The sequence below is a fragment of the Carnobacterium pleistocenium FTR1 genome (assembly GCF_000744285.1).
Classification (GTDB): Bacteria; Bacillota; Bacilli; order Lactobacillales; family Carnobacteriaceae; genus Carnobacterium_B; species Carnobacterium_B pleistocenium.
In genome coordinates this window covers 246,098-269,270 of sequence record NZ_JQLQ01000002.1, presented here as the reverse complement: position 1 = coordinate 269,270, position 23,173 = coordinate 246,098, and the positions used below count along the sequence as shown (strand labels likewise).

The window sequence follows — 23,173 nt, the reverse complement described above, 5'->3', positions numbered from 1 at the left end:
GTGTTGATAGACTTAATCTAATGGCATTACTTACTCAAAATTTATGGAGGAATAGGGTTGCTTGTAGCCATGTAGAGAATTCAATGAGAATTACACAACGGTAGCACTTCAGTGCGATTACGGTGTGTTTGAAGCTTGAAAGCCGGAAGACTTTTTTAGGCTTCAGGCGTTCCCTTGGCTCTCCACAAGCAAACCCGTCTATTCCAGAAGAAATTTTTTTGAAGTATTCTCACCATTTGATGTAAGACTATATTAAAACGTTATCTTTCGGGGGTCAGAACATAGCTGCTAAATCTAGCTATGAAACAAATTCAAAGAACTAAACTTTTAGAATGATTCTTTCTACCACCATTAGTTATCATTATCTATTTTTAAATACTTTTTATTTGAGTTCTACGGTTTAGTATCGACAATACAATCGATCCTAATCCAAAGGACACAGTAATGAAACCGAGGATCCAACCAATAAATGGTATGATCCCTAAAACATTTAAAATGATCAGCCCTAGTAAGAACACCCAAAAAGATTGTACATTGGACCAGCTAAATTTTTTCTGGAACCAAAGACTTATAAAAACGGCAAGAATGATCGTTGAAACATAAAGGGATAATCCGTATAGCGTTAATAAGATAAAAGCTAAAGGTATTCCTATAATGGTAAGCATCAAAAGCAACGAAACTATTGGAACTACTACAACAGCTAACGCTCCAAAACCAAGTGCTTTAAGTTGAGAAATCGTTATTTGTTCGGCTAAGTTAGTCCATAAATCCGGTCTGATCCATCTGACAAACAGCCATACGACTAAAGAAGCTGCTATGCTAAAGAGAACTTGCATCAAGATTGCGGTAGTGAACATCGCTCTTGAATCTTTATAAGATTCAAGTTCCATTTTTTTCCAAGTTGTTTCGCCTGCGACTTCAGAATTCCCTGAAAAAACAGCCTTATTTTGACTACTATAGTCTAAATCTCCGCCAATTTTTCCGCCAACAGATAGCGATTCGCTTGAGCTAGATAAATCACCATTGATCACACCGTTTTGATAGGCTTGAGATGCACCCACAAAAGCATCTTTCTCAATCACTGCAGCTTTTTCAATGGAGACATTTTGTCCTGCTAGAAAAGCACTCCCATTTGTTTGAGATCCCACTTTTAAGGTGGCTCCAGCTAGATAAATAGTATTTTCAACAACACCGTTTACGGTGATATTCTGTCCTGCTACAAATACACTCCCATTGACTGTGCCGTTTATAGTAGCGTTTTGACCTATAACAAATAAATCTCCATCAATCGTCCCGTTAACCTCGGTGTTAGCAGCTGTTATAAAAGTAGTCGCATTTATATCTCCATCGACACGGACATTTGACCCTGAAAGAAAACTAGTTTTTTCTAAAGTCTCATCTGACTCTACAATGACGTTATCACCAGAAATCGTTTCAGCTAGAACGCTTACAAAAGGAATCAACATAAAAGCAACAAGCAGAATCAATAGAAGCAGAGCGTTGCGTTTTTTATTCCCTTTAATCTTCATTATGAGAGCACCTCTTCCTTAACTAATTTGAAAGAATCGTTAAGTTAAATAATCCTGTGCACATTACCTATCCCAAAAGACAACAAACCAATTATCAACTGCTCACGAGAGTCCTGTTAAATTTTCCCTGCTTTTAGTATCCTTATCATTTGCCGTTTATTTTAGACCAGCTCCAAGTGGGAATAACTACTATAAATAATCCTGACAAAATAGCGTCAACCGCCATGAAGTGTACCACTTAGACCCCTTGTTTTGTGTCCATTTCAGCTCTTCTCTTACAAATCAATTATACTACATCGATCTTATAAGAGAAAATAAACAGAATCAGCTTATGAAGCCCTCTAAAGATTTGTTTAGGCGACTTGCAAATTGAGGAGGCTACATCTTTCTTCCATCTGTCAAACTGTCAAATTATTATCAAAAAGAAAAAAAGTGTAGAACTTATAAAGCTAATTTAGACAGTCAAATTATAAGTATATAAAAAATCACCCCAAATTTATATTTGGAAGTGATTTTTTCGTACCCTATTTTTAAATCCATATCATTAGATCTGTTTTTTTTTGAAATGGCGTACAGTCCAACAGACAAAGCTCACTGTAGATCCAATAGCTACAAGACAAGGCAGCCATAATTCCTTAGGTTCTGTCATATTTGTTAATAAATTAGAAGCTTCGGTTAGCAATGCTATCGGATTCCATTTGATAGCTGTCGGAATGATTGCAGCTAAAGATAATGCTCCAAATGCAAGTAGGGCTGCAATAACTCCTCCAGATGAGTTAGCAAAAAATGTATTGCCCCACAGTGTGATCGAAAGAAGGAGCAGTCCGACCAACAAAAGACCAAAAGCAGCGAAAACCGTGTGATAGACAGTTCCTTGATCCCAATAATAGGCTGTATAGCCATAAGTGATCAGAAAAGATAATGAAATAGCACCAATCCAGTACCCACTTATTATAAAGAACTTAGTAGTGATCACGGTAGTACGCGATAGACCCTTCGTCAAAAGCATCGTTAAAGTTCCTTTTTCCAATTCTTTAGATACAATTGTACTAAATAAAAGAATAAAGAATATCATCCCTGTTTGTGGAACATTCTTATGAAACTGCATCCACGAATCCAGCGCACTAGGTTCAGGTAAAGAAATCATTATTTCAGGAAGAAACTTCTCGAACAGAACAGGAGTTATCTTAGCGGTAAAAGGATTAAGAATACCTAGAAATGAAAAACAAGTGATGATAAGCAAGAGCTTATATGACTTTATACTTTCAATCCACTCTTTTTTTAAAAAACCGCTCCATTGATTCATGATAACACTTCCAGTACAAGTTGTTCTAACTGGCGGCTTTGTGGGTGAAGAGATTGGAGAATGAGTCCTTGCGCAACAATTTCCCGCATCATCACTAATTTCTCTTGATTATTTTGCAGTCGAACTAACAATTGGTTGTCCTTCACTTCCATAAGAAATGGGAGTTTAATTAAGCACTTCTGGGCTTCACTTGCAGCTACAGTAAAGGTGTATACAAAGTAATCATCGAATTTCTGTTGTAATGTCTGCAATTGGTCTTGAAAAATAATCGTTCCCTCATGCAACATAGCAACGGAGTCGCAAATCTGTTCCGCATCTGAAAGAATATGGGTAGAAAAAAAGACAGTCGTCTCTTGCTTGACTTCTTCTAATATAGAAAGGATCTTTGAGCGTCCTACAGGATCCAAGGCTGAAGTCGGTTCATCGCAAATAAGTAATTTAGGACGGTTAAGCAACGCTTGTGCAATCCCTAAACGCTGTTTCATTCCTCTTGAATACGAACCTATCAACGCACTAGTATCTTCCAAACCAACTAAATCTAACAGTTCATTAATTCGAGATTGCCATTCATTTTTGGGAAGACCTGTGATCACTGCACATAACTCCAAGTATCCTCTTGCATTATAAAAAGGATAAAATTCAGGAACATCAGGCAAATAGCCGACCTGCTCATTCGATTTGGTTCCTCCAAAAATAACCGGCTCATTTGCAATAGTAATAGTTCCAGCGCTAGTGGGCAGCAAGCCTACCATACATTTCATGAGCGTCGTTTTTCCAGCACCATTTGCTCCAATAAAACCAAAAATAGAATGCTCCGGAATAGATAAATTGATGTCTCTCAGCACTTCTTGGTCGCTAATTTTTTTAGAGACTCCTTTGATCTCAACGATCATGTTCATCGCCTCTTCCAAAAACAAAATAGACTAGCGGGCCAATCCACTGAATAAGAAGGACTATTAGCAACCACATCATCCGATTTCCAAATCTATAATTAGGATGACGAACGACATGAACGGCTGAGAAAATAGCAAGACCTATCTGCAACAAAATAAGTGGAGCAATAAAGGGTAAGTACTCGATCAGTAAATCTATGTTTGTATTCATTGATATTCCACCATTCCTAAAAATAACTATTTAAGTAACTTTTATATTCTTTCTTCTACAACTTTTATCGTCATTTGGAAACAGAAGCCTTAGACAATCGGCACTAACGAGCTAACACGAGCTCTGTTCCTTAGCGTTATTCTCGCTCTCACAATAAATAAGAACATTCCTAATTGTAACGTCCGGTCATGTTCTCTATGCACCCTATTATATAGTTAAAAAACAGTTGATTCAATAAGCTGTTAAGCGATTCTCAAATAGATTAATAAACTAAGGGACAAAAATGCTTGGATACTGAAACGTTCCAAAAAAATTCGCTCCTCCGCTGTCTTTTTGCGCTCTTTTTTGGTAGACTGAATTGCTTAGATTGCTTATAAAGCTCTCTATTTTATATAACTAATAAGTGAATACTAAGGAGAAAAAATATGAAAATTGCTATTATTGGAATGGGCGTTGCCGGTATTAGTGTACTAAGAGAATGGACAAAAGAAAAAGAAAGCGATTCTTCAATAGAATTAACGGTCTTTGGAGACGAAAATACTTTTGGAACTGGTACACCTTATCAAAAAGATAACGAAGTTTTACTCATGAACCAACCTTCAGAAACGATTACTATCATTCCAGAAAACAAGAATGATTTTGAAGAATGGGCACAGAAACAGCAAAATCAAGAAAATACAACAGCAAACCATTATCCCCGTCAATTATTTGGCGCTTACTTAACCGATCGAATGAACGATTGGCTTTTAGAATCAAAAGCAGAAATCATAAAGGAAAAAGTTGAGATGGTTCAGATGCTGCCAAATAACCAACTCAGATTGACTTCGTCTTCCAGTGTAAAAGATTTCGATGCAGTCCATCTTTGTATCGGCGGTCTGGCTTACAAAGATTACTATCAACTGATCAACCATCCTAACTTCATTGTTAATCCTTTTCCCGTCGAAAAAAAACTATCCATTATTCCTCATGGAGCAACAGTCGGTGTAGTGGGTACTGGTCTAACTGGTATCGATATTTTTCGATACACTTATTATAACCGACCTGATTTAAAGGTATCGTTCTTTTCTCCATCTGGAAGATTTAAATCCATCCGAGGCAAATCTAAGGCAATCGACTATCGGTTTTTTACAGCAGAGAACATCAAGAACGCTAAAGAAAAAAACAATGGTTTCATTCCATTAGAAACGTATATCGAATGGTTCAAAAATGAAGTAGACTATCAACAATTATCATTAAAAAACCATTGGAAAAATGATCAGCTAGGTTCTAAAGATATGCTCAAAGAAGAATTACGCGATGCCACAGAGATTGGAGCAATCCAAAATCTGCTTCACGATATGAGTCCATTTCTAGCAGAAATATGGATGGCTCTTTGCGAATCAGATAAACAAGTTTTCTTTGACAAGTACTACGAAAAATGGGATAAACTACGCAGTTCGTTCCCTGCTGCTACTGGCAAGGAGTTGGTAACTGCTTGGGAAGAAAATAAAATCAGCGTATTTGATAACATAATAGATATTGTTGAAAACGAACAATCATTTGAATTTATTCTAAAAGACCAAAAATCACAGCACGCAGACTATCTTATCAATGCTGCAGGTACAGAAAAAAACATTTCATTCAAAATGGGTCGGATGCCGCTCGTTAGCCAATTAGTCAATGAACGTCTTCTTCAACCCGAAACATTTGGCGGTGTTCAAATTAGCTTGCCTAGTTTAAGTGCTGTCAGCCAAAAGTATGGTATCCTTCATACCCTAAAAGTTCATGGTGAATTGATTTCTGGGATCCAATTTGGAAATAATTCAGTGAATATTGTATCTGAAAGTGCTCGACCCGCCGTCCGAGACATCGTACAACAGCTCAAAGATAAATAAAGTCAGTTGAATGTATGGTCGCATATTTGATATAAAAAAAAGATCTTACTACTTTTCAACTGCCGGAACAAGATATCCAGGAAAGTAAATTAAATCTTAATCTAAGTTTAATGCTTAACAATGATGACAATCTTTCTTCTATATCGAATGTTGATGTGTAGTCGCATCAAAAACAAGGGCTCTTTATCAATCGTTCCCAAAAGTGATTAGGTTCTTTCCGTAACCTTTAAGCATTAAAAATGAGCAGTCTATTCTGACAACCCATGAGTCCGACATTCGTAGATAGACAAATGAACTTTTTTGTATCTAAAGAGGTTGCTATTTTCAATTAAAGAGGGGACTGGGAGAAAATCCCCAGCCCCCTCTCCTATATCTAAATGATTATTCTAGAACGTGCTCCAAAAAGCAGATATAACAAAGAGGATTCTTTACTCAATACCATTCTCTTCTTTTCCTGGTAGCTTTTTTAAAGATGTTCTTTAATTCAACTTCATCACTATCTGCTAGTGTACGCTTCATAGCATTGAGTTCAGTTTCGAATTGTTCAATCGACGCTAATAAAGCTATTCGATTGTTTAAAAAGAGTTCGCTCCATAATTCAGCATTGATATCGGCAATCCTTGTAAGTTCTTGGAAACTATTTCCAGCAAACGTCAACGTTTCTTTTGAGGCTTGTTGACTGTTTACAACGGATACAGACAAAACATGCATCAATTGACTGACATATGCGATTTGATCATCATGTTTTCCGGGAGAAACGCGCGTCACTTGATTAAATCCAACCTCTTTATAAAGTTTTTCAATGAGTTGTAAAGAGGCTTCTTTATTTATTGGAATAGGGGTAATCAAAGCATTCGCTCCTATAAATCGTGTATGGTCTGCTCCAATGATTCCCTTTTTTTCACTGCCACGCATCGGATGAGCAAATACAAAGTCGACTGTTGAAGGAAGAACATTAAGTACTTTTTCAATAATAGTTGTTTTAACACCCGTCACATCTGTTAGAATGGCCCCCTCTTTCAAGTAGTTTTTGTACTGCTCAATAAAAGGCGCTATTTGATTCGGGTAAAGAGAAATCATAATAATATCCATGTCGTGCAAAATATCTTTAGCCTCTACAAAACCCTCTTTGATCATCCCTTGATTTACAGCTATTTCTAAGGTTGCTTCATTGACATCTATGCCGTAAATATTGGTGTATCCAGCCGCCTTAAAGCCTTTAGCAAATGAACCTCCAATAACTCCTAACCCAACAATTGCTATGTTCATTGTTCTTCACCTTTATTTCTGACTTCTTTCAAGGCTTGAATAGCCAATAAGTAACCTACTGCCCCAAAACCTGATATTTGCCCAACACAAGCCGGTGCTACTACAGACTCTTTACGGAAAGACTCACGAGCATGGATCGCACTTAAATGCACTTCAACCGTTGGCACATTTACTGACTTCACTGCATCGTGAATAGCATAGCTGTAATGAGTATATGCAGCAGGATTGAGAATGATTCCATCTGCCTTATCCATATGTGCTTGTTGGATCCGGTCGATCAATTCCCCTTCAGAATTGCTTTGAAAAAAGGAACAAGCTACTTCTTGCCTTTCAGCATATTCCTGAATCCTATTTTCGATCTCATCTAACGTCTGTCTGCCATAAATATCAGGTTCACGGGTACCTAAAAAGTTTAAATTTGGTCCATTAATAATCACGATTTTCATGCTATCTTCTCCTTTTTTGCACAATAGTTTCTGGAAGGCTGTTCTTGATTTCAAGGATAACCTCTTCTAAGGCGAATCGATTCTCCACTCTGAAATCAGCTGATGATTTGTACATTTCAAACCGTTGTTCGTGTAATTGGTATAGTCTATTTTTACCTTGTTTTAATAATGGCCGATGCCCAATCTCGATATCCTTAACAATGTGTTCAATCGGCCGATCAATGAATACGATCCAGCCTGTTTTTCTTAATGCCTGAATATTTTCCTGATCAAGAACGACTCCACCACCACACGAAATGACCGTGTGATTTTCTGTTGCTGCTATTTTTTTACAAGCAAGCGTCTCAAGTGCTCTAAAGTGAGCTTCGCTCACTTCAAACAGTTCCGGAATAGACTGCTTAGTCGTTTGTTCAATAAACAAATCGATGTCTTTAAATGGCATCTCTAGTTGTTGACTGAGTTTTTCTCCAATAGTGCTCTTCCCGCTTCCAGTCATACCAATCAATACAATATTTGTTTTCATAAGCTCTCACCCTGTTGGTTTTTCCACTCAGTAATCAGCTCTTCTGTAACTTTTTCATCAATCGAACAGTTCTCCCAAATTTCTACTGCTCGAACCGCTTGACCCACCAACATATCCAGGCCATTGGCCGTTTGTTTGCTATTCTCCCGTCCCAATCTTAAAAAAGTTGTCTCACTAGGGTTATAAATCAAATCAATCAAACGATCAAATCTCTTAATTGTTTTTTCATTTAAAGGAGTTGCTTTATTATTGGGATACATCCCAACAGGTGACGTATTGATCAGAAAATCTCCTGTTAAAGATTGCACCTCTTCATAATTGGTATACTTCTTTTTTGATGTGTTTTTAAACCGCTCGGGATTTCGGGAAACAATATAGAGTCGTTTGATTCCATGATCCATCAAGTAGGCTTCAACCATTTTTGAGGAGCCGCCAGATCCTAAAATAACTGCAATTTTCCCTCTTATCTCCCATCCCCTACGAGTCAAAATCAAACCAAAGCCATCATAATCTGTATTGTGTCCAATCAATTTTCCATTTACATTTTCAATCGTATTTACCGCACCCAATTTTTGGGCAAATAAATCAATTTCGTCTAAATAAGATATTGAGGCTTCTTTGTAAGGCATCGTGACATTGACTCCATTAATCGATAACGTCCTAATGCCGTCCATTGCTTGCTTTAATTGTGTTGGTGGAAACGCAAAAAGCTGATATGCAGCCTCCAATCCTATTTTTTGATAAATCAATTTATGAAGGCTTGGTGAGTAGCTATGCACAAGTGATTCTCCGAATAATCCGTAAACGTTCATAAAGCACCTCTTCCCATCTTTTGATAATGTGTTGAAGTATAGACAAAAAAAACCTAAAGTTCAATAAAAATAATTAACGAACAATTATTCAAAATGACTTTAAATCGTTTGCAGCCAGTTGTTCCGCACACTTTTATAATTATTTTTCAAAACATCTTTTCATTTTGTTGTTGACAATGATTTTTTTAATTGCTAGTATTGGACTCACAGTTGGCGAACAGCTGATAATACTCAATTGAGGAGAGACCACTATGAACTTACTAACAAAACTTCAAACTGCAATGGACTCACAATTGAATAATTATTATTTTAGCTTCTTTATGAGAAAATCTATAGAGGCTAAAGCTTTTTAAGCTGCTAACAACAGTTGCCCTATAGATTTTGAAAGAAATCGAAGGGGCAACGAACTAATCCGATATTATACTATTAGTGAACTTACCTAACGCTACATTCGATACTCTTTCATAGACTATCGTGTGTGGCGTTTTTTCGTTTTTTAATAATTTTAGTGGGGGGAAAAGAGATGATCATTCATACGCTAGGACCAAGCAGCACGGATAGTTATGCAGTTGCAGAATCCTTGCTCCAGTCAGAAAACGATGGTATTGTTGCCTATCCATCTTTTGACAATCTACTACACACTATTCATAAACTAGCTGAACAATACGTGTTATTTCCTGTGGCTTTTAAAAGCGCCCGAAAAGAGTATGGCTGGAAGGAGTTTAATTATGATTATTGGGATAAAGTTGAGTTGGTAGATGTTTTTCAACGAAAAACCAAGCCGATGGTTTTAGTCAAAAACAACTATTATTCTGAAAACCGAGCAATGATTCATCCAGCAACCACTATTTTCTTAAAAAAATATCTAATCCTAAAAAACGAAGACACTGTCATTGAATTTTCAGACAGCAAATTCAAAGCTTGGTCAGGATTTTGTAAGAAAAATTTGAAATACACGATCATTAGCGAGGATGTGCTTGAGAAAGAAAAGAATCCGAATTACACAATTGAAGAACGATATGAGCCAGTAATGGTATGGTGTTTGTACAAAATAAATTAAACATTACAAATGAAAATAATTAACGAACTATCATTTAACGACTCTAAATCGTTTACCACCAGTTGATCCAGACACTTTATAATTATTTTCCGATTTTTTCATCTAGCTTGATTGAACAAATAATGAGATGAATAATTGGATTCTAAATTTTTTCGGTGTCAATGCAAAAAGTACATGAATCCTAAAATTTTACGGTTGACTTTCAAAAAAGGACTCGTTATAATGAGAAAAAATTAAGAAAACTATTAAAAAGAAAGGAGGGTCACTCAATTATGACTAACAATTCATTTATCAATTTGACTGTGCACTATTCATGGCAAAACCAAGGCGTCGACGTACGCGCTGGTTATTGGCGCTGCACAAAAATTGAATGAGTGAATCGTAATGAGTGATTCTTCGATAAATACAAGGTATAGCTGTAGCTAATTTTAGGTTACTCGCTTTTTTCAACAATGGGCGGGGGACCAATCTAAAATCTGTGAATAGCTGTATTCTGCTTAGGCAGAAACTCATTTTAAATGGGTTTCTGTCTTTTTTTTTACGAAATAATCAATAATCAAGAGTAAGATAGTCAACCACCCCATTACAGAGAACTAGCGAGACTGAAAAAATAGGGTTTCCGATCAAGAAGTGTGTTTTTTAAAAGCAATTAATGCTCACCGTTGATTCGTGACACATGAACGAAATGATCAGTAAAGAGTTCCTTACTAAATTAAACGGGGGAGAAGAAAATGAGTATTCAATATAGAACGAAACAAATCAACGGAGATATGCTGACGCCCATTTCGGTATTTCAACGATTGAAAGGCAAGAAGAAATTTATATTAGAGAGTTCAAGTGGGCACGGGGAAAAAGGACGGTATTCGTTTATCGGAATGGATCCCTATAAGGAAATCGTCGGAAATGAGCAAATCGTCATCGTGAAAGAAGGAATCCATGAGGAAACATTTTATGACAAGCCATTAAACGTTGTAAAAGCGCATATTCCCCAAGTATCACTGGATTTGCCCTTTCCATTCTATGGAGGCGCAGTTGGTTACGTTGGATACGACGCAGTGCGTGAATACGAAGAAATTGGTGAGCGACTAAAAGACGAAATCAATATGCCGGATATTCATTTGATGTTTTATCAGGAACTGGTGGTATTTGATCATAAGAAACAGGAAGTCACTATCGTAGCGTTGGCGATTGATGGGATTGAACATTTGGATCAGCAGATCAGAATCCTTGAAGAAATGATACAACAGCCAGCAGAAGAGCTGATGAGCGAACTAACGCCTCTTGAATTTTCGACTTCTCATGATAGAGAAAGCTTTATGAAGCTGGTCAAGAAGGCAAAAGAGCATATCGTTGAGGGGGATATCTTCCAGGTCGTACTGTCCCAACGAATGAAAGCACCGTTTGAAGTAGATCCCTTCACGTTTTACCGAAAATTAAGAGTAGCGAATCCATCTCCTTATATGTTTTACGTGGATTTCGAAGAGTATATTGTTCTTGGAGCCTCACCGGAAAGTTTAATCAGGGTCACAGGCAATAAGGTCATCACTAATCCGATTGCTGGAACGCGACCAAGAGGCGAAACGATCGCAGCAGACGATGCGTATGCAGCAGACTTGCTCTCAGATGAAAAAGAATGTGCTGAACATAAAATGCTTGTAGATTTAAGTCGGAACGATTTGGGGCGCGTTTCACAGATTGGATCGATTTCAATAAATAAGTATATGACGATTGAACGGTTCCAGCATGTGATGCACATTGTCTCCGAAGTTAGTGGGACCTTAGCAGATGGACTGACAGGATTGGATGCACTGACCACCACCCTACCAGCAGGAACCGTGTCAGGTGCACCGAAAATACGAGCGATGCAGATTATAAATGAGTTGGAAGACAATTTACGCGGTGTTTATTCTGGTTCAATCGGGTACATTAATTTGAATGGAGACTTGGATCTAGCATTAGCTATTCGAACAATGGTAATAAAAGACAACCTGGCGTATGTTCAAGCAGGTGCAGGAATCGTTTATGATTCTGATCCTGCAACGGAATACCAAGAAACATTGAATAAAGCAAAATCCTTACTGGAGGTTGGAAAAAAATGATTTTACTAATCGATAATTATGATTCGTTTACGTATAACTTGTACCAATATCTAGGTGAATGTGGAGAAGAAGTAAAAGTCGTGCGAAATGATGCACTGACCATCGCAGACGTGCGTGCACTAGATCCAAAAGCCATCGTACTTTCTCCTGGGCCAGGAACACCAAGTCAAGCAGGGATTTGTGTTGATATTGTTAAAGAATTGCAGAGTGAAGTGCCTATTCTAGGGATTTGTCTAGGGCATCAGGCGATTGGTGAAGCGTTTGGCGGGCTTGTCGGTCGTGCCGACGAAGTCAAACATGGCAAAACAGCGCGTGTCCTGCATCATCAGGCGGACCTGTTTAAAGGGCTGAAAGCAGAAATTGAAGTTATGCGTTACCACTCGTTAGTCATTCTAAAAGACACTTTGCCAGAATGTCTAACCGTTACAGCAACGTCGATTACAGATGGAGAAATTATGGCAGTAAAGCATAACTCTTACCCAATTTATGGCTTACAGTTTCATCCAGAATCAATTGGAACGAGTGATGGAAAACAAATGATAAAAAACTTTTTGGACACGATCAATAAAACAATAGCGAGCGCAGGATGATTCATTCGGCAACCCCTATTTTATTAAAAAGTAGTTAATCCAAAAAAACGAAGGAACGATCATTGAATTTTCAGACAATAAATTCAAAGCTTGGTCAGGTGTTTGTACAAAATAAACTAAACAATGCAGAGGAGAATAATTATGATAATCGTTTTAAAACAAGGAATTAAAGCTAGTGAGGTTAAAGAATTAGCTACTAAATTAGAAACACAAGGAGTAGCTGTGAGTCATTTCACCGATATCAAACGCGATTTCTTAGGTCTGATCGGCGATACTAGTGGGATCGATATTCATCAATTGCGTGCTTTTCCAGAAGTTGAGCAAGTTATTCGAGTAGAAGATCCTTACAAAAGAGCGAACAGAAAGTTTCATCCTGAAAATTCTATCATCAACATTGGCGATGAAACGATTGGCGGCACTAAGTTGGGAATCATTGCGGGGCCTTGTTCTGTAGAAAGTGAAGAACAAATTGTGACGATTGCTAAACAACTGAAACAAGCTGGCGCAAACTTCTTACGTGGAGGAGCATTCAAACCAAGAACTTCCCCATACAGTTTCCAAGGACTGGAATTAGAGGGATTAAAAATGCTTCAAGTTGCTAAAGCGGAAACAGGAATGCCCATCGTAACGGAATTGATGTCGACAAAATGGGTCGATCAATTTGTTGATTCAGTAGATATCATTCAAATCGGAGCACGTAACATGCAAAACTTTGATTTGTTAAAAGAAGTTGGGCGAACAAATACACCGGTCCTTTTAAAACGAGGCCTATCTGCAACTTACAAAGAATGGTTGATGTCAGCTGAGTACATCATGGCTGGAGGGAATGAAAATGTTATTTTATGTGAACGCGGCATTCGTACTTTTGAAACAGGAACGCGTAACACATTGGATATCCAAGCTGTTCCAGTCATCAAAGAACTTTCTCATTTGCCGATTATTGTCGATCCAAGTCATGCTGGTGGAATGGCTTACTTAGTTGAAGCTGGTGCAAAATCTGGCATCGTTGCTGGTGCAGATGGCTTAATGATCGAAGTCCACAATGATCCAGCAAACGCTTGGAGTGATGGCGAACAATGTTTGACTCCAGATGAATTCGCTCGATTGATGGAGAAAGCTCGTAGATTAGCTGATTTCGAAGGACGTTCAATCAATGAAGCAGCTAGTATTCTAACAAAATAAGCAAGGGAGGAAAAATGGATGTCTGTATTAACCGTTAAACTTCCACCACATAAAGTAGCATACGATTTAAAAATCAAACAAGGATTACTCGACCGCGTCAGCAGTGAAGTCACAAAAGTTTTTACTGGAGCTAAAATTGCCCTTGTTACTGACGAAACCGTCTATGAGCACTATGGCAAGTCTGTAATAAAAGATTTGGAAGCAGCGAATTTTGAAGTGAGATCCATTGTCTTACCTCCTGGAGAACAGACCAAAACCTTTGACTCACTCCCCAGAATCTATAGTGCATTCACTGAATTTGGCTTGACCCGGAGCGATTTGATCATTGCTTTAGGTGGCGGAGTTATAGGAGATATTACTGGTTTCGCAGCTTCGTCCTACTTAAGAGGCGTTTCTTATATCCAAATTCCCACAACACTGCTAGCCCAAGTGGATAGTAGTGTTGGAGGAAAAGTTGGTGTTGACTTACCTGAAGGGAAAAATTTAGTTGGCGCGTTTTACCACCCCCTACTCGTCTTGATTGATCCTTTAGTCCTAGCGACTTTGACCGATTCTGCCTTTGCGGATGGGATGGCTGAAGTGATTAAGTATGGTTGCATAAGAAATCTAGATTTGTTTCATCGTCTCATGGAAATGCCTTCTCGACTGGCAGTTATGCAACACATTGATTGGATTATTGAGACCTGCTGCACGATCAAACAAAGAATTGTTCAAGCAGATGAAAAGGACGTAGGCGAACGAATGGTGTTGAATTTTGGGCATACTTTGGGACATGCTATTGAAGCTTACTATCATTATGAAAAATATACACACGGACAAGGTGTGGCTATTGGCATGGTGGCTATATCAAGAATTTCAGAGGCTAAGCAACTGACGAAAGTTGGAGCAACAGATAAATTGATCACTCTCTTGCAGCAACACCGGTTGCCTACTGAGTTAGAGAATCCGGAAGCTTATCCTAAACTATTGCCCTATATCAAAAAAGACAAAAAAAACATTGAAGGCCATTTGTCCGTGATTGTTTTAGCTGACGTCGGACAAGCTAGCAAGCATCAAACAGCACTTTCCTTCTTTGAATCTTTAAACACTGGAGGAACACTATGACGCATTTAACTCTTATTCCTGAAAAAATAAAAGGAACCGTTACTGTCCCTCCTTCTAAAAGTATGGCGCATCGAGCTGTTATCTGTGCTAGCTTGGCCAAAGGACGAAGCATGATCACGAATATCCAATTATCGGATGATATGATTGCCACTATTGCAGGGATGCGGTCATTTGGAGCGGTTATTTCCTATAACGATCGGACGTTGACTATTGAAGGGGTCGGTAATGGGTCCGTTCAAGAAAAACGGATAGTTGATTGCAATGAATCCGGTTCTACCCTACGTTTTCTAATTCCTTTAGCGACATTATTTAAAGGTAAAACACACTTTATCGGTCAAGGTCAGTTAGGCAAAAGACCGCTTGAACCTTATCAAGAATTATTTGACGCTCAATCACTCCATTATCAGCTAGCAGCAACTCAAAATTTGCAGTTGAGTGTCGAAGGCCCTTTAACACCCGGTATTTATGAAATGCGTGGCGATATCAGTTCCCAGTTTATCACTGGCATGTTATTGACTTTGCCTTTACTAGCAGGTGACTCTATCTTAAAGATCACGACACCTATAGAATCAAAAGGCTACATTGATTTGACCCTTTCAGTCTTACGATCCTTTGGCATCGTAATTGAACAAGCTGAGGATGGACAAGAGTTTCGCATCAAAGGTCAACAAGTTTATATCGCTAGCGATTACACAGTCGAAGGCGATTACTCACAAGCGGCTTTCTGGCTGAGTGCACATGCCTTAGGAAATGACCTTTTGGTAAAAGGCCTAGACACTGCTTCTCTACAAGGTGACCGGGCTATTGTCTCTATTTTAGATACATTGAATAACTGTTCAACTGAAAGTGAATGCGTCATAGATGGAGCTCAAATACCTGATATTATTCCAGTAGTAGCTTTAGTTGCTGCCTTAAGCAAAGGAACAACAAAGATCATTCATTTGGAACGTCTGCGAATCAAGGAAAGTGATCGATTAGTCGCCACACAAAAGGAACTGGCTGCTTTAGGAGCAAACATTGCAATCGTAGACGACTCACTCTTGATCAAAGGAGTTTCTGAACTGGCTGGCGGTCAAGAAGTATGGAGCCATAAAGATCATCGCATGGCTATGATGCTGGCGATTGCTTCTACTGTATGCAAAAAACCGATCCACATCAAAGACACAGTTTGTGTCAAAAAATCTTATCCCAATTTTTGGGAAACATTTGAGAAACTAGGAGGAAAAATACATGAGTGGAATATGGGGTAAAAATTTACAGCTTTCACTATTTGGAGAATCACACGGTGTGGCTATAGGTATTACCATCAACGGTTTACCTCCAGGATTAGAACTCGATATGGAGCAAGTGGCCTTTGAAATGGCCCGTAGAGCACCAGGAAAAAACGCATTAACGACACCTAGAAAAGAAAAAGACCACCCAGAAATTTTAAGCGGCTTTTTAGATGGAAAAACGACTGGCGCACCTCTGACAGCACTCATCTGGAACACGAATACACGCTCAAAAGACTACAGTTTATTGAAAGATGTTATGCGCCCTGGACAAGCTGATTACCCAGGACGTGTGCGTTACAATGGCCATAATGATCATCGTGGCAGCGGTCATTTTTCTGGCAGGATTACTGCTCCTCTCGTTTTTGCTGGCGCTATTTGTCAGCAATGGCTCAAACAAAAAGGTGTAACAGTAGGTTCTCATATCCAATCGATTGGAACGATTGAAGATGAAACTTTCGAGGATCAAGAAACAGTCACTTTGAAGCAAATTGAACAGTTCAAAGAAGAACAGCTTCCTTTATTTAACGCTGGAAAAAAAGCGGAAATGACTGATTTGATTTTAGAAGCTAAAGAAGATGGCGACTCGGTTGGCGGCGTCGTTGAAACCTTCGTCTTAGGATTAGATGCTGGGTATGGAAACCCCTTTTTTGACTCAGTTGAATCTCAATTGGCTCATCTTGTATTTGCCGTTCCAGCCATCAAGGGTATTGAATTCGGAACAGGATTCGACATTACTAAAATGCGCGGTTCAGAAGCAAATGACGAATATTACTATGATGAACAAGGACATATCAAAACACGTTCTAACAACAACGGCGGAATCATTGGTGGGATTACTTATGGCATGCCTATTGTTTTTAGAGCTGCTGTTAAGCCACCTGCTTCTATCAAGAAAAAACAACAAACAATCAATATCCAAGAAGGAACTGAAACTGAATTAGAGGTCGAAGGACGTCACGATCCTTGTATCGTCCCTCGCGTTTTACCAGTACTAGAAGCCGTTACCGCTATCGGTTTAATGGATTTGATGCTTGGAGGACAGACCGATGACTGAACTGGAACAATACCGCGAAGAAATAGATGCGATTGATCAGGAGCTAACTCGCTTAGTTGAATTGCGGCTAAACACAGTACTAAAAGTTGGCCGCTACAAAAAGCAGCACAACCTCTCTGTATTAGATGCCAGTCGGGAAAAAGCTATTATTGAGAGAAACGTTAGTTGTTTAAAAGACTCACAATTTGAACCACAATTATCACAGTTTTTTCAATCTCTGATGACTATTATGAAAGAAACGCAAACAGCTCTCCTTAAGTCAGAAAAGTGATTGATCGTTTGTTTATGTAAAAAAAATAGGTTATTCGTGAACAGATATGTTCGACGAATAACCTATTTTTGTACTGATTGCATATTTTATTCCTTTAGAAACTGAACTTGACTAAATTTACTTTATCAATCCAAGGTGGTGAAAGGCTTTTTCTAGTCCATCTTTATCAACACTATCGGTTATATAATCTGCCATAGCTTTAATTTCTCGATCGCCATTTCCCATTGCAACACCTATCTCACAATACTCAAGCATAGGAATATCTATTTTGGCATCTCCAAAAGCCATCGTTTTCTTTCGGTCAACTCCATGGTGTTCTAAGAGTTTTTTGATAGCTGTCTGTTTTGTAATATTTGCCAAAGCAATATCGCCAAACAAAGCTTTTTCACCTACACCTCCCCAAGTACCCACTTTAAAGTCAGAGAAAAAATCAACTGCAGCTAGGTAATCGTCATACTCTTCCAAAACGAAACTGATTTTATTCACATCATCGCGATACATTTGACCAGCAAAAATCATTTCTGGAAATACTTGCCTTACTGTCATCGCTTTTGTGCCAGAATTTTCTTTATAGGCAACATAGTCATTAACTGCTTGCTCTCCTTGTGTCTCAAGATGTTCACTTGCAAAGAGTCCATTATTGGACTCCAAATAAAAAGCTAATCCCCGATTGTTCAACCAGTCTACGATTGCTTTTTCTTGGTCTATGGTCATTAATTGATGTAACACAACTTCATTACCACTTTCAATATAATTGCCATTTCCTCCAATGTACCCATCAAAACCGATCTCCACTATCTCAGCATACATTTCAGCCTTACTGCGCCCAGTTACCGGATAAACTTTATGCCCATTGGATTGTGCAGACTTAATAGCTTTAATTGCGGAGTTCGGTAATTGGTTAGAATAATTCACTAATGTGCCATCTACATCTAAAAAAATATAGTTTGCTTCCATATCCTCATCCTTTATATAGAAAATCAGCCTGCTAACAGCAGTATCACATTCATCACTTATGATCCTTTTGTATAGTCTACATTTTCACCATTAGAAGCAATCACTTGTTTGTACCAGTCAAAAGATTTTTTCTTCGAACGCGCCATTGTTCCATTACCTTCGTTGTCGCGGTCTACATAAATGAAGCCATATCTTTTTTTCATTTCCCCAGTTGAAGCGGAAACTAAGTCGATACATCCCCAAGGTGTATACCCTAAAAGTTCAACACCATCTTTGTCCACAGCTTCTTTCATTGCCTCAATATGTTGTTTTAAGTAATCAATACGGTAATCATCAACAATAGAACCGTCTTCAAGAGGTGTATCGACTGCTCCTAATCCATTTTCAACTACAAATAGCGGTTTTTGGTAACGGTCATACAATTCATTGATCGTGATACGGAAGCCGATTGGATCAATTTGCCAGCCCCATTCGCTTTCTTCTAAATAAGGGTTTTTAATGGAATCAAATATGTTTCCACCTGCTTTTTCTTGGCCATCTTGAGCAGCAGAAACGCGCGAAGAATAGTAAGAGAACGTAATGTAGTCAACCGTATGTTCTTTCAATAATTCCTTATCTCCTTCTTCAAAAGGAATATTGATTCCTTCATTAGATAAGCGTTTCAAAGCATAGTTTGGGTATTCGCCACGAGACTGTACGTCAATAAAAAAGTAATTTTCTTGATTATCTACTTGAGCTTGACGCACATCTGCTGGATTTGGTGTATTCGGATAATACTGGCCAGCTGCGATCATACAGCCTACTTTATTTTCCGGATCTACTTCATGCGCGATTTTGGTCGCTAACGCACTGGCCACTAATTCATGATGAGCTGCTGTATATTTTACTTGCTCTTCGTTTTCGCCCTCTTCAAATACTAACCCAGCTCCCATAAAAGGTGCATGCAACAGCATATTGATCTCATTGAAAGTGATCCAATACTTTACTTTTCCTTTATAGCGGTTAAACAATACAGTGACTAAATTTCCATAAAAATCGACTACTTTACGACTGCGCCATCCCCCGTATTCTTTGATTAAATGGATTGGCATATCAAAATGTGTGATTGTAACAATAGGTTCGATCCCGTATTTAAGACATTCATCAATGAGGTTATCATAAAATTGTAAACCTGCTTCATTTGGTTCAGCCTCATCACCTTTTGGAAAAATACGTGTCCAAGCCAAGCTAAAACGATAGGATTTAAATCCCATTTCGCCAAATAAAGCGATATCTTCCTTATAATGATGATACATATCAATAGCTTCTTTAGCTGGATAAAAATGATTCTCATCAAAGTCCAGATGTTTCATTTGACCCGTTATGATTGGATACCGGTCTTCTCCAATTGGAACGACATCAACATTCGCTAATCCTCTGCCACCAGCGTTATAACCACCTTCAATTTGATTAGCAGCAGTAGCTCCACCCCAAAGAAAATCTTTATTAAATCCCATCTTTTTTCCTCCTAATAAAATCATATCTTATTCTCATTTTATCTAAACGGTTTCATTTTTTCAATCGTCTATCTACAATTAGAAGTTTCCAACACACACTTTCTAAATTTAGCGATTGCTCTTGTAAAACCCCTACACAAAAATATATACTATTTGTGTAGGAAAGGAGCTTTTTTATGTTACTCATTGAACGATTAAAACACACTTCATTTTCAGGTGCTGAACAAGCACTAGTAAGTTATCTCACCGATTACCCTGAAAAATTACAAGATATGACGACTCAAAAAATTGCAGATTTAACTCATACAAATCCTACGAGCCTTATTCGTGTAGCGAAAAAAATGGGCTTTACAGGTTGGATAGACTTGAAAGAAGCTTACCTTGAAGAATGGCATTACTTGAATAGCCATTTTACAGCTATTGACGCCAATCTACCTTATGAACAAACGGATCATTTAATTTCTATCGCCCATAAAATAAGCACGTTGCAACAGAATACTCTGCAAGATACTTTATCTTTAATAACTTCTAAAGATTTGGACTATGCACAAAAACTTTTACTAGATGCTGATGAGATCAAAGTATTTGCGAGCCAAACTAATGCCCTTATTGCTCAAGACTTCGTAACTAAGATGCGTAGGATCAATAAAAAGGTCACTATTTCTTCTACTTACGATTACAGTACCTATGAGGCTTTTAATAGTAGTAAAAAAACGTGCGCTCTTATTATTTCATATACAGGTGAAGATGATTCCTTTATAAAATGCATGGACATTTTGAAAAAGAATGGAGCCTCCACGATTAGTTTAACTAGTATAGGAAATAATCCTATTGCAACACATAGCGATTGTTCATTAAAAATCACTACTCGAGAAAAGCTTTACTCTAAAATCGGAAACTTCACCTCAACCACATCTGTCATTTATCTATTGAATCTTTTGTACTCTATTGTCTTTACTGCAGATTATGAAATGAACTTGAACCATCTCATTCAAATTGGTCGTTCAACAGATATCCGCAAAACAAGCATCGACATCATTAAAGAACAACCTTCATCGGATAAATAAACTTGCGTAAGAAGTTAGTTGAAATAATCCTATTCATCCTCTAACGTAGATTTTAGATCGATTAGTATACGATTACATTTTTCTATTGACTTTATTACTATTGTTTAAAAAAATTCAGCCTTTATTCTCATTTATAGACACAAAAAAACGGGAGCAGTAAGCTTCCCGTTAATTAGACTTTTATTTGATACTAGAAAAATGTTCTAAGGTACTTACCATATTCGATACAAAGCCATACTCATTATCATACCAAGCAACCGTTTTTACTAATTGTCCACTAGAACCTTCGATTATTCTTGTTTGAGTGGCATCAAAAATGGAGCCTGCAGGTACCCCGATAACATCTGAAGAGACAATTTCGTCTTCAGTGTACAGGAACGCATCATTTGCAGCTTCTTTCATTGCTTTATTTACTTCGTCTATTGTTACTTTTTTGTCCAAAACAGAATATAGTTCTGCCATTGACCCTGTTATTGTAGGAATTCTAATAGCTGTTCCATCAATTTTCCCATCTAATTCAGGAATCACTTTTCCTACCGCTTTGGCAGCACCTGTTGAAGCCGGAATAGCATTTTGTGCACCAGCACGGTTTTTACGCCCACCTGGTGAATCTTGCAAGGCTTGCGATGCTGTATAAGCATGTATGGTTGTCATTAAAGCACTATTGATTCCGTATTTTTTATTCAAAACATTTGCCATTGGCGCTAGACAATTCGTGGTACAAGATGCTGCAGAAATGATTTCATCATTTTCATCGAGTGACTCATGATTTACACCATAGACGATTGTTTTCGTATTGTCCACTTCTGATCCTGAAGCTTTTACTGGAGCAGAGATCAACACCCGTTTCGCCCCTGCATCTAAGTGAGCTTGTGCTTTTTTCGCTGAAGTATAGAAACCAGTACATTCTAGGACGATATCGATTCCTAGATCACCCCATGGCAATTGACTCGCATCTTTTTCTGCATAAGCTTTGATTTCTTTTCCATCTACCACAATCGCGTCATTCCCAACTGTTACATCATACGGGAATCGGCCTTGTGAGGTATCGTATTTTAGCAAATAAACTAAGTCGTCATTATCCGTCAAATCATTGATTGCGACAACCTCTAAGTCTGTGTTCTTTTCCAAAATCCGACGCAATGCTAAACGTCCAATACGGCCAAATCCATTGATTGCTACCTTTATTGACATGAATATTTCCTCCTTCTTTATTTGAATCTATTTTTATGGTACCTCTTTTGTAAAAAAAATTCCAATTCTTTGCATCAGCCATTTTGACAGTTAGGAACAAACTAACCCATTAATTCAATTCAACCGAATTGGAGATATAATACTTCCATCCTCTTTCAGTCGCATATTCCTGGATGTCTTTACCCAGCTCTTTTTTCGTAGTGTATTCCAGTAAATAAATCTCTTTTCCAGCTTTATCAACTGTATCTAAATAATTTAAGTAGTAGGTTTGATTTTCTTTTGTTTGACTAACCAGCTTATCTTCCTCAAAATCAATAGCTGAAAAGACGGTTTCTTGGTTTACACCAGTCAAAATATCATCTATTTGCTGATTTTGCTGTAAATACGCACTAACAAATTCATTTCCTCCATTAATAAGAACCGGTTTGTCATAGCTCATGAGTGTCTTTAAGATCTGTTCCACCCCAACATACGTTTCTTCTGTTGGAAATTGCCAGTATATATCTACATTATCGATCCAAAAGCCATCAATTCCTTTATCAAGGAATTCATTAGCTAAAGTAACGGCACTAAATTCTTGCCAGTCTTCGTTGGTTACATCAACCCAATATTCTTCTTCCCAATTTTCGTAAGGACTCAATGTAAGATGCTGAAATTCTTTATAGTAAGGCCTGAAAGTTTCCAATGATCCTACATTTAAATAACTATAAACTTTTTGTCCTCGAGCTTGCATCTCCGTAATTTCTGCTGCAGAGAGATTTTGTGCATCAATAATAACCGTTTCGTAACCTTCACTAGCTGTGATGGCATCTCTTCCATCTAAACTCAAAAACACACCATACTTACCTGTATTTTCGCTTATACTGTTGCCTTTTCCTTCTGATTTTGCACAACCTGTTACTGCTAAAATAACCATTGCTCCTATCAAAACGCTTATTACCCTAGTTTTCATGTACTGGCTC

At 38.0% G+C, this 23,173-nt stretch carries 22 protein-coding genes; 10 read left to right on the top strand and 12 right to left on the bottom strand.

Annotated features, from left to right (window positions below; genetic code table 11):
• Positions 1-371: 371 nt before the first annotated feature.
• The 4 genes from BP17_RS01470 to BP17_RS01455 form a co-directional block, all read right to left on the bottom strand.
• Positions 372-1,529: a bactofilin family protein gene (locus BP17_RS01470; RefSeq protein ID WP_035051131.1), complete on the bottom strand. Its 1,158-nt coding sequence runs from the start codon at positions 1,527-1,529 to the stop codon at positions 372-374.
• A 544-nt stretch (positions 1,530-2,073) separates the two neighbouring features.
• Positions 2,074-2,835 carry an ABC transporter permease subunit gene (locus BP17_RS01465; RefSeq protein ID WP_035051130.1) on the bottom strand — a complete coding sequence of 254 codons (762 nt, stop codon included), beginning with the start codon at positions 2,833-2,835 and terminating at the stop codon, positions 2,074-2,076.
• Positions 2,832-3,734, bottom strand: a complete 903-nt coding sequence (locus BP17_RS01460) for an ABC transporter ATP-binding protein (RefSeq protein WP_035051129.1) — start codon at positions 3,732-3,734, stop codon at positions 2,832-2,834. Before BP17_RS01460 ends, BP17_RS01465 begins: the two co-directional genes overlap by 4 nt.
• Complete coding sequence (locus tag BP17_RS01455) at positions 3,718-3,939, bottom strand: PLDc N-terminal domain-containing protein (protein WP_035051128.1); 222 nt, start codon at positions 3,937-3,939, stop codon at positions 3,718-3,720. The genes BP17_RS01460 and BP17_RS01455 overlap by 17 nt, the downstream gene beginning before the upstream one ends.
• Positions 3,940-4,364: 425 nt before the next feature.
• Between BP17_RS01455 and BP17_RS01450 the strand changes: the two genes are divergently transcribed.
• Positions 4,365-5,813, top strand: coding sequence for an FAD/NAD(P)-binding protein (locus tag BP17_RS01450; protein ID WP_035051127.1), 1,449 nt, complete (start codon positions 4,365-4,367; stop codon positions 5,811-5,813).
• A 432-nt stretch (positions 5,814-6,245) separates the two neighbouring features.
• On the opposite strand, the gene BP17_RS01445 is transcribed toward BP17_RS01450, so the two are convergent.
• The 4 genes from BP17_RS01445 to BP17_RS01430 are packed head-to-tail and all read right to left on the bottom strand — an operon-like array spanning position 6,246 to position 8,863.
• On the bottom strand, positions 6,246-7,082 hold the full coding sequence (locus tag BP17_RS01445) for a prephenate dehydrogenase (RefSeq protein ID WP_035051126.1): 837 nt from the start codon (positions 7,080-7,082) through the stop codon (positions 6,246-6,248).
• Positions 7,079-7,528: a type II 3-dehydroquinate dehydratase gene (gene aroQ, locus BP17_RS01440; protein ID WP_035051124.1), complete on the bottom strand. Its 450-nt coding sequence runs from the start codon at positions 7,526-7,528 to the stop codon at positions 7,079-7,081. The genes BP17_RS01445 and aroQ overlap by 4 nt, the downstream gene beginning before the upstream one ends.
• Position 7,529: 1 nt before the next feature.
• Entirely contained in the window at positions 7,530-8,051 is a 522-nt protein-coding gene (locus BP17_RS01435; RefSeq protein ID WP_035051123.1) for a shikimate kinase, read from the bottom strand.
• Entirely contained in the window at positions 8,048-8,863 is an 816-nt protein-coding gene (locus tag BP17_RS01430) for a shikimate dehydrogenase family protein (RefSeq protein WP_035051122.1), read from the bottom strand. The genes BP17_RS01435 and BP17_RS01430 overlap by 4 nt, the downstream gene beginning before the upstream one ends.
• A gap of 523 nt (positions 8,864-9,386) precedes the next feature.
• Between BP17_RS01430 and BP17_RS01425 the strand changes: the two genes are divergently transcribed.
• From BP17_RS01425 to BP17_RS01390, 8 genes are all read left to right on the top strand, one after another.
• Entirely contained in the window at positions 9,387-9,923 is a 537-nt protein-coding gene (locus tag BP17_RS01425; RefSeq protein ID WP_035051121.1) for a hypothetical protein, read from the top strand.
• A gap of 731 nt (positions 9,924-10,654) precedes the next feature.
• Entirely contained in the window at positions 10,655-12,022 is a 1,368-nt protein-coding gene (gene trpE / locus BP17_RS01420) for an anthranilate synthase component I (RefSeq protein ID WP_198022496.1), read from the top strand.
• Positions 12,019-12,612 carry an anthranilate synthase component II gene (locus BP17_RS01415; RefSeq protein WP_035051120.1) on the top strand — a complete coding sequence of 198 codons (594 nt, stop codon included), beginning with the start codon at positions 12,019-12,021 and terminating at the stop codon, positions 12,610-12,612. The genes trpE and BP17_RS01415 overlap by 4 nt, the downstream gene beginning before the upstream one ends.
• Positions 12,613-12,753: 141 nt before the next feature.
• Positions 12,754-13,794 (top strand): 3-deoxy-7-phosphoheptulonate synthase, encoded by a 1,041-nt coding sequence (aroF, locus tag BP17_RS01410; RefSeq protein WP_035051119.1) that lies wholly within the window; start codon positions 12,754-12,756, stop codon positions 13,792-13,794.
• An 18-nt stretch (positions 13,795-13,812) separates the two neighbouring features.
• Entirely contained in the window at positions 13,813-14,898 is a 1,086-nt protein-coding gene (gene aroB / locus BP17_RS01405) for a 3-dehydroquinate synthase (protein ID WP_035051118.1), read from the top strand.
• Complete coding sequence (gene aroA / locus BP17_RS01400) at positions 14,895-16,148, top strand: 3-phosphoshikimate 1-carboxyvinyltransferase (RefSeq protein ID WP_035051116.1); 1,254 nt, start codon at positions 14,895-14,897, stop codon at positions 16,146-16,148. The genes aroB and aroA overlap by 4 nt, the downstream gene beginning before the upstream one ends.
• Positions 16,129-17,226, top strand: a complete 1,098-nt coding sequence (aroC, locus tag BP17_RS01395; RefSeq protein ID WP_035051114.1) for a chorismate synthase — start codon at positions 16,129-16,131, stop codon at positions 17,224-17,226. The genes aroA and aroC overlap by 20 nt, the downstream gene beginning before the upstream one ends.
• Entirely contained in the window at positions 17,219-17,497 is a 279-nt protein-coding gene (locus BP17_RS01390) for a chorismate mutase (RefSeq protein WP_035051113.1), read from the top strand. Before aroC ends, BP17_RS01390 begins: the two co-directional genes overlap by 8 nt.
• 117 nt (positions 17,498-17,614) lie before the next feature.
• On the opposite strand, the gene BP17_RS01385 is transcribed toward BP17_RS01390, so the two are convergent.
• Positions 17,615-18,454 carry a Cof-type HAD-IIB family hydrolase gene (locus tag BP17_RS01385; RefSeq protein ID WP_035051112.1) on the bottom strand — a complete coding sequence of 280 codons (840 nt, stop codon included), beginning with the start codon at positions 18,452-18,454 and terminating at the stop codon, positions 17,615-17,617.
• Between the two features lie 56 nt (positions 18,455-18,510).
• Entirely contained in the window at positions 18,511-19,950 is a 1,440-nt protein-coding gene (locus tag BP17_RS01380) for a 6-phospho-beta-glucosidase (protein WP_035051111.1), read from the bottom strand.
• Positions 19,951-20,126: 176 nt separating this feature from the next.
• Here BP17_RS01380 and BP17_RS01375 point away from each other — a divergent pair, with 176 nt between their 5' ends.
• Positions 20,127-21,017 (top strand): MurR/RpiR family transcriptional regulator, encoded by an 891-nt coding sequence (locus BP17_RS01375; RefSeq protein WP_035051110.1) that lies wholly within the window; start codon positions 20,127-20,129, stop codon positions 21,015-21,017.
• 180 nt (positions 21,018-21,197) lie between these two features.
• On the opposite strand, the gene gap is transcribed toward BP17_RS01375, so the two are convergent.
• Both gap and BP17_RS01365 read right to left on the bottom strand, forming a co-directional pair.
• Positions 21,198-22,211 carry a type I glyceraldehyde-3-phosphate dehydrogenase gene (gap, locus tag BP17_RS01370; RefSeq protein WP_035051109.1) on the bottom strand — a complete coding sequence of 338 codons (1,014 nt, stop codon included), beginning with the start codon at positions 22,209-22,211 and terminating at the stop codon, positions 21,198-21,200.
• A 109-nt stretch (positions 22,212-22,320) separates the two neighbouring features.
• Positions 22,321-23,163, bottom strand: coding sequence for an endo alpha-1,4 polygalactosaminidase (locus tag BP17_RS01365; protein WP_035051108.1), 843 nt, complete (start codon positions 23,161-23,163; stop codon positions 22,321-22,323).
• Positions 23,164-23,173 lie beyond the last annotated feature (10 nt).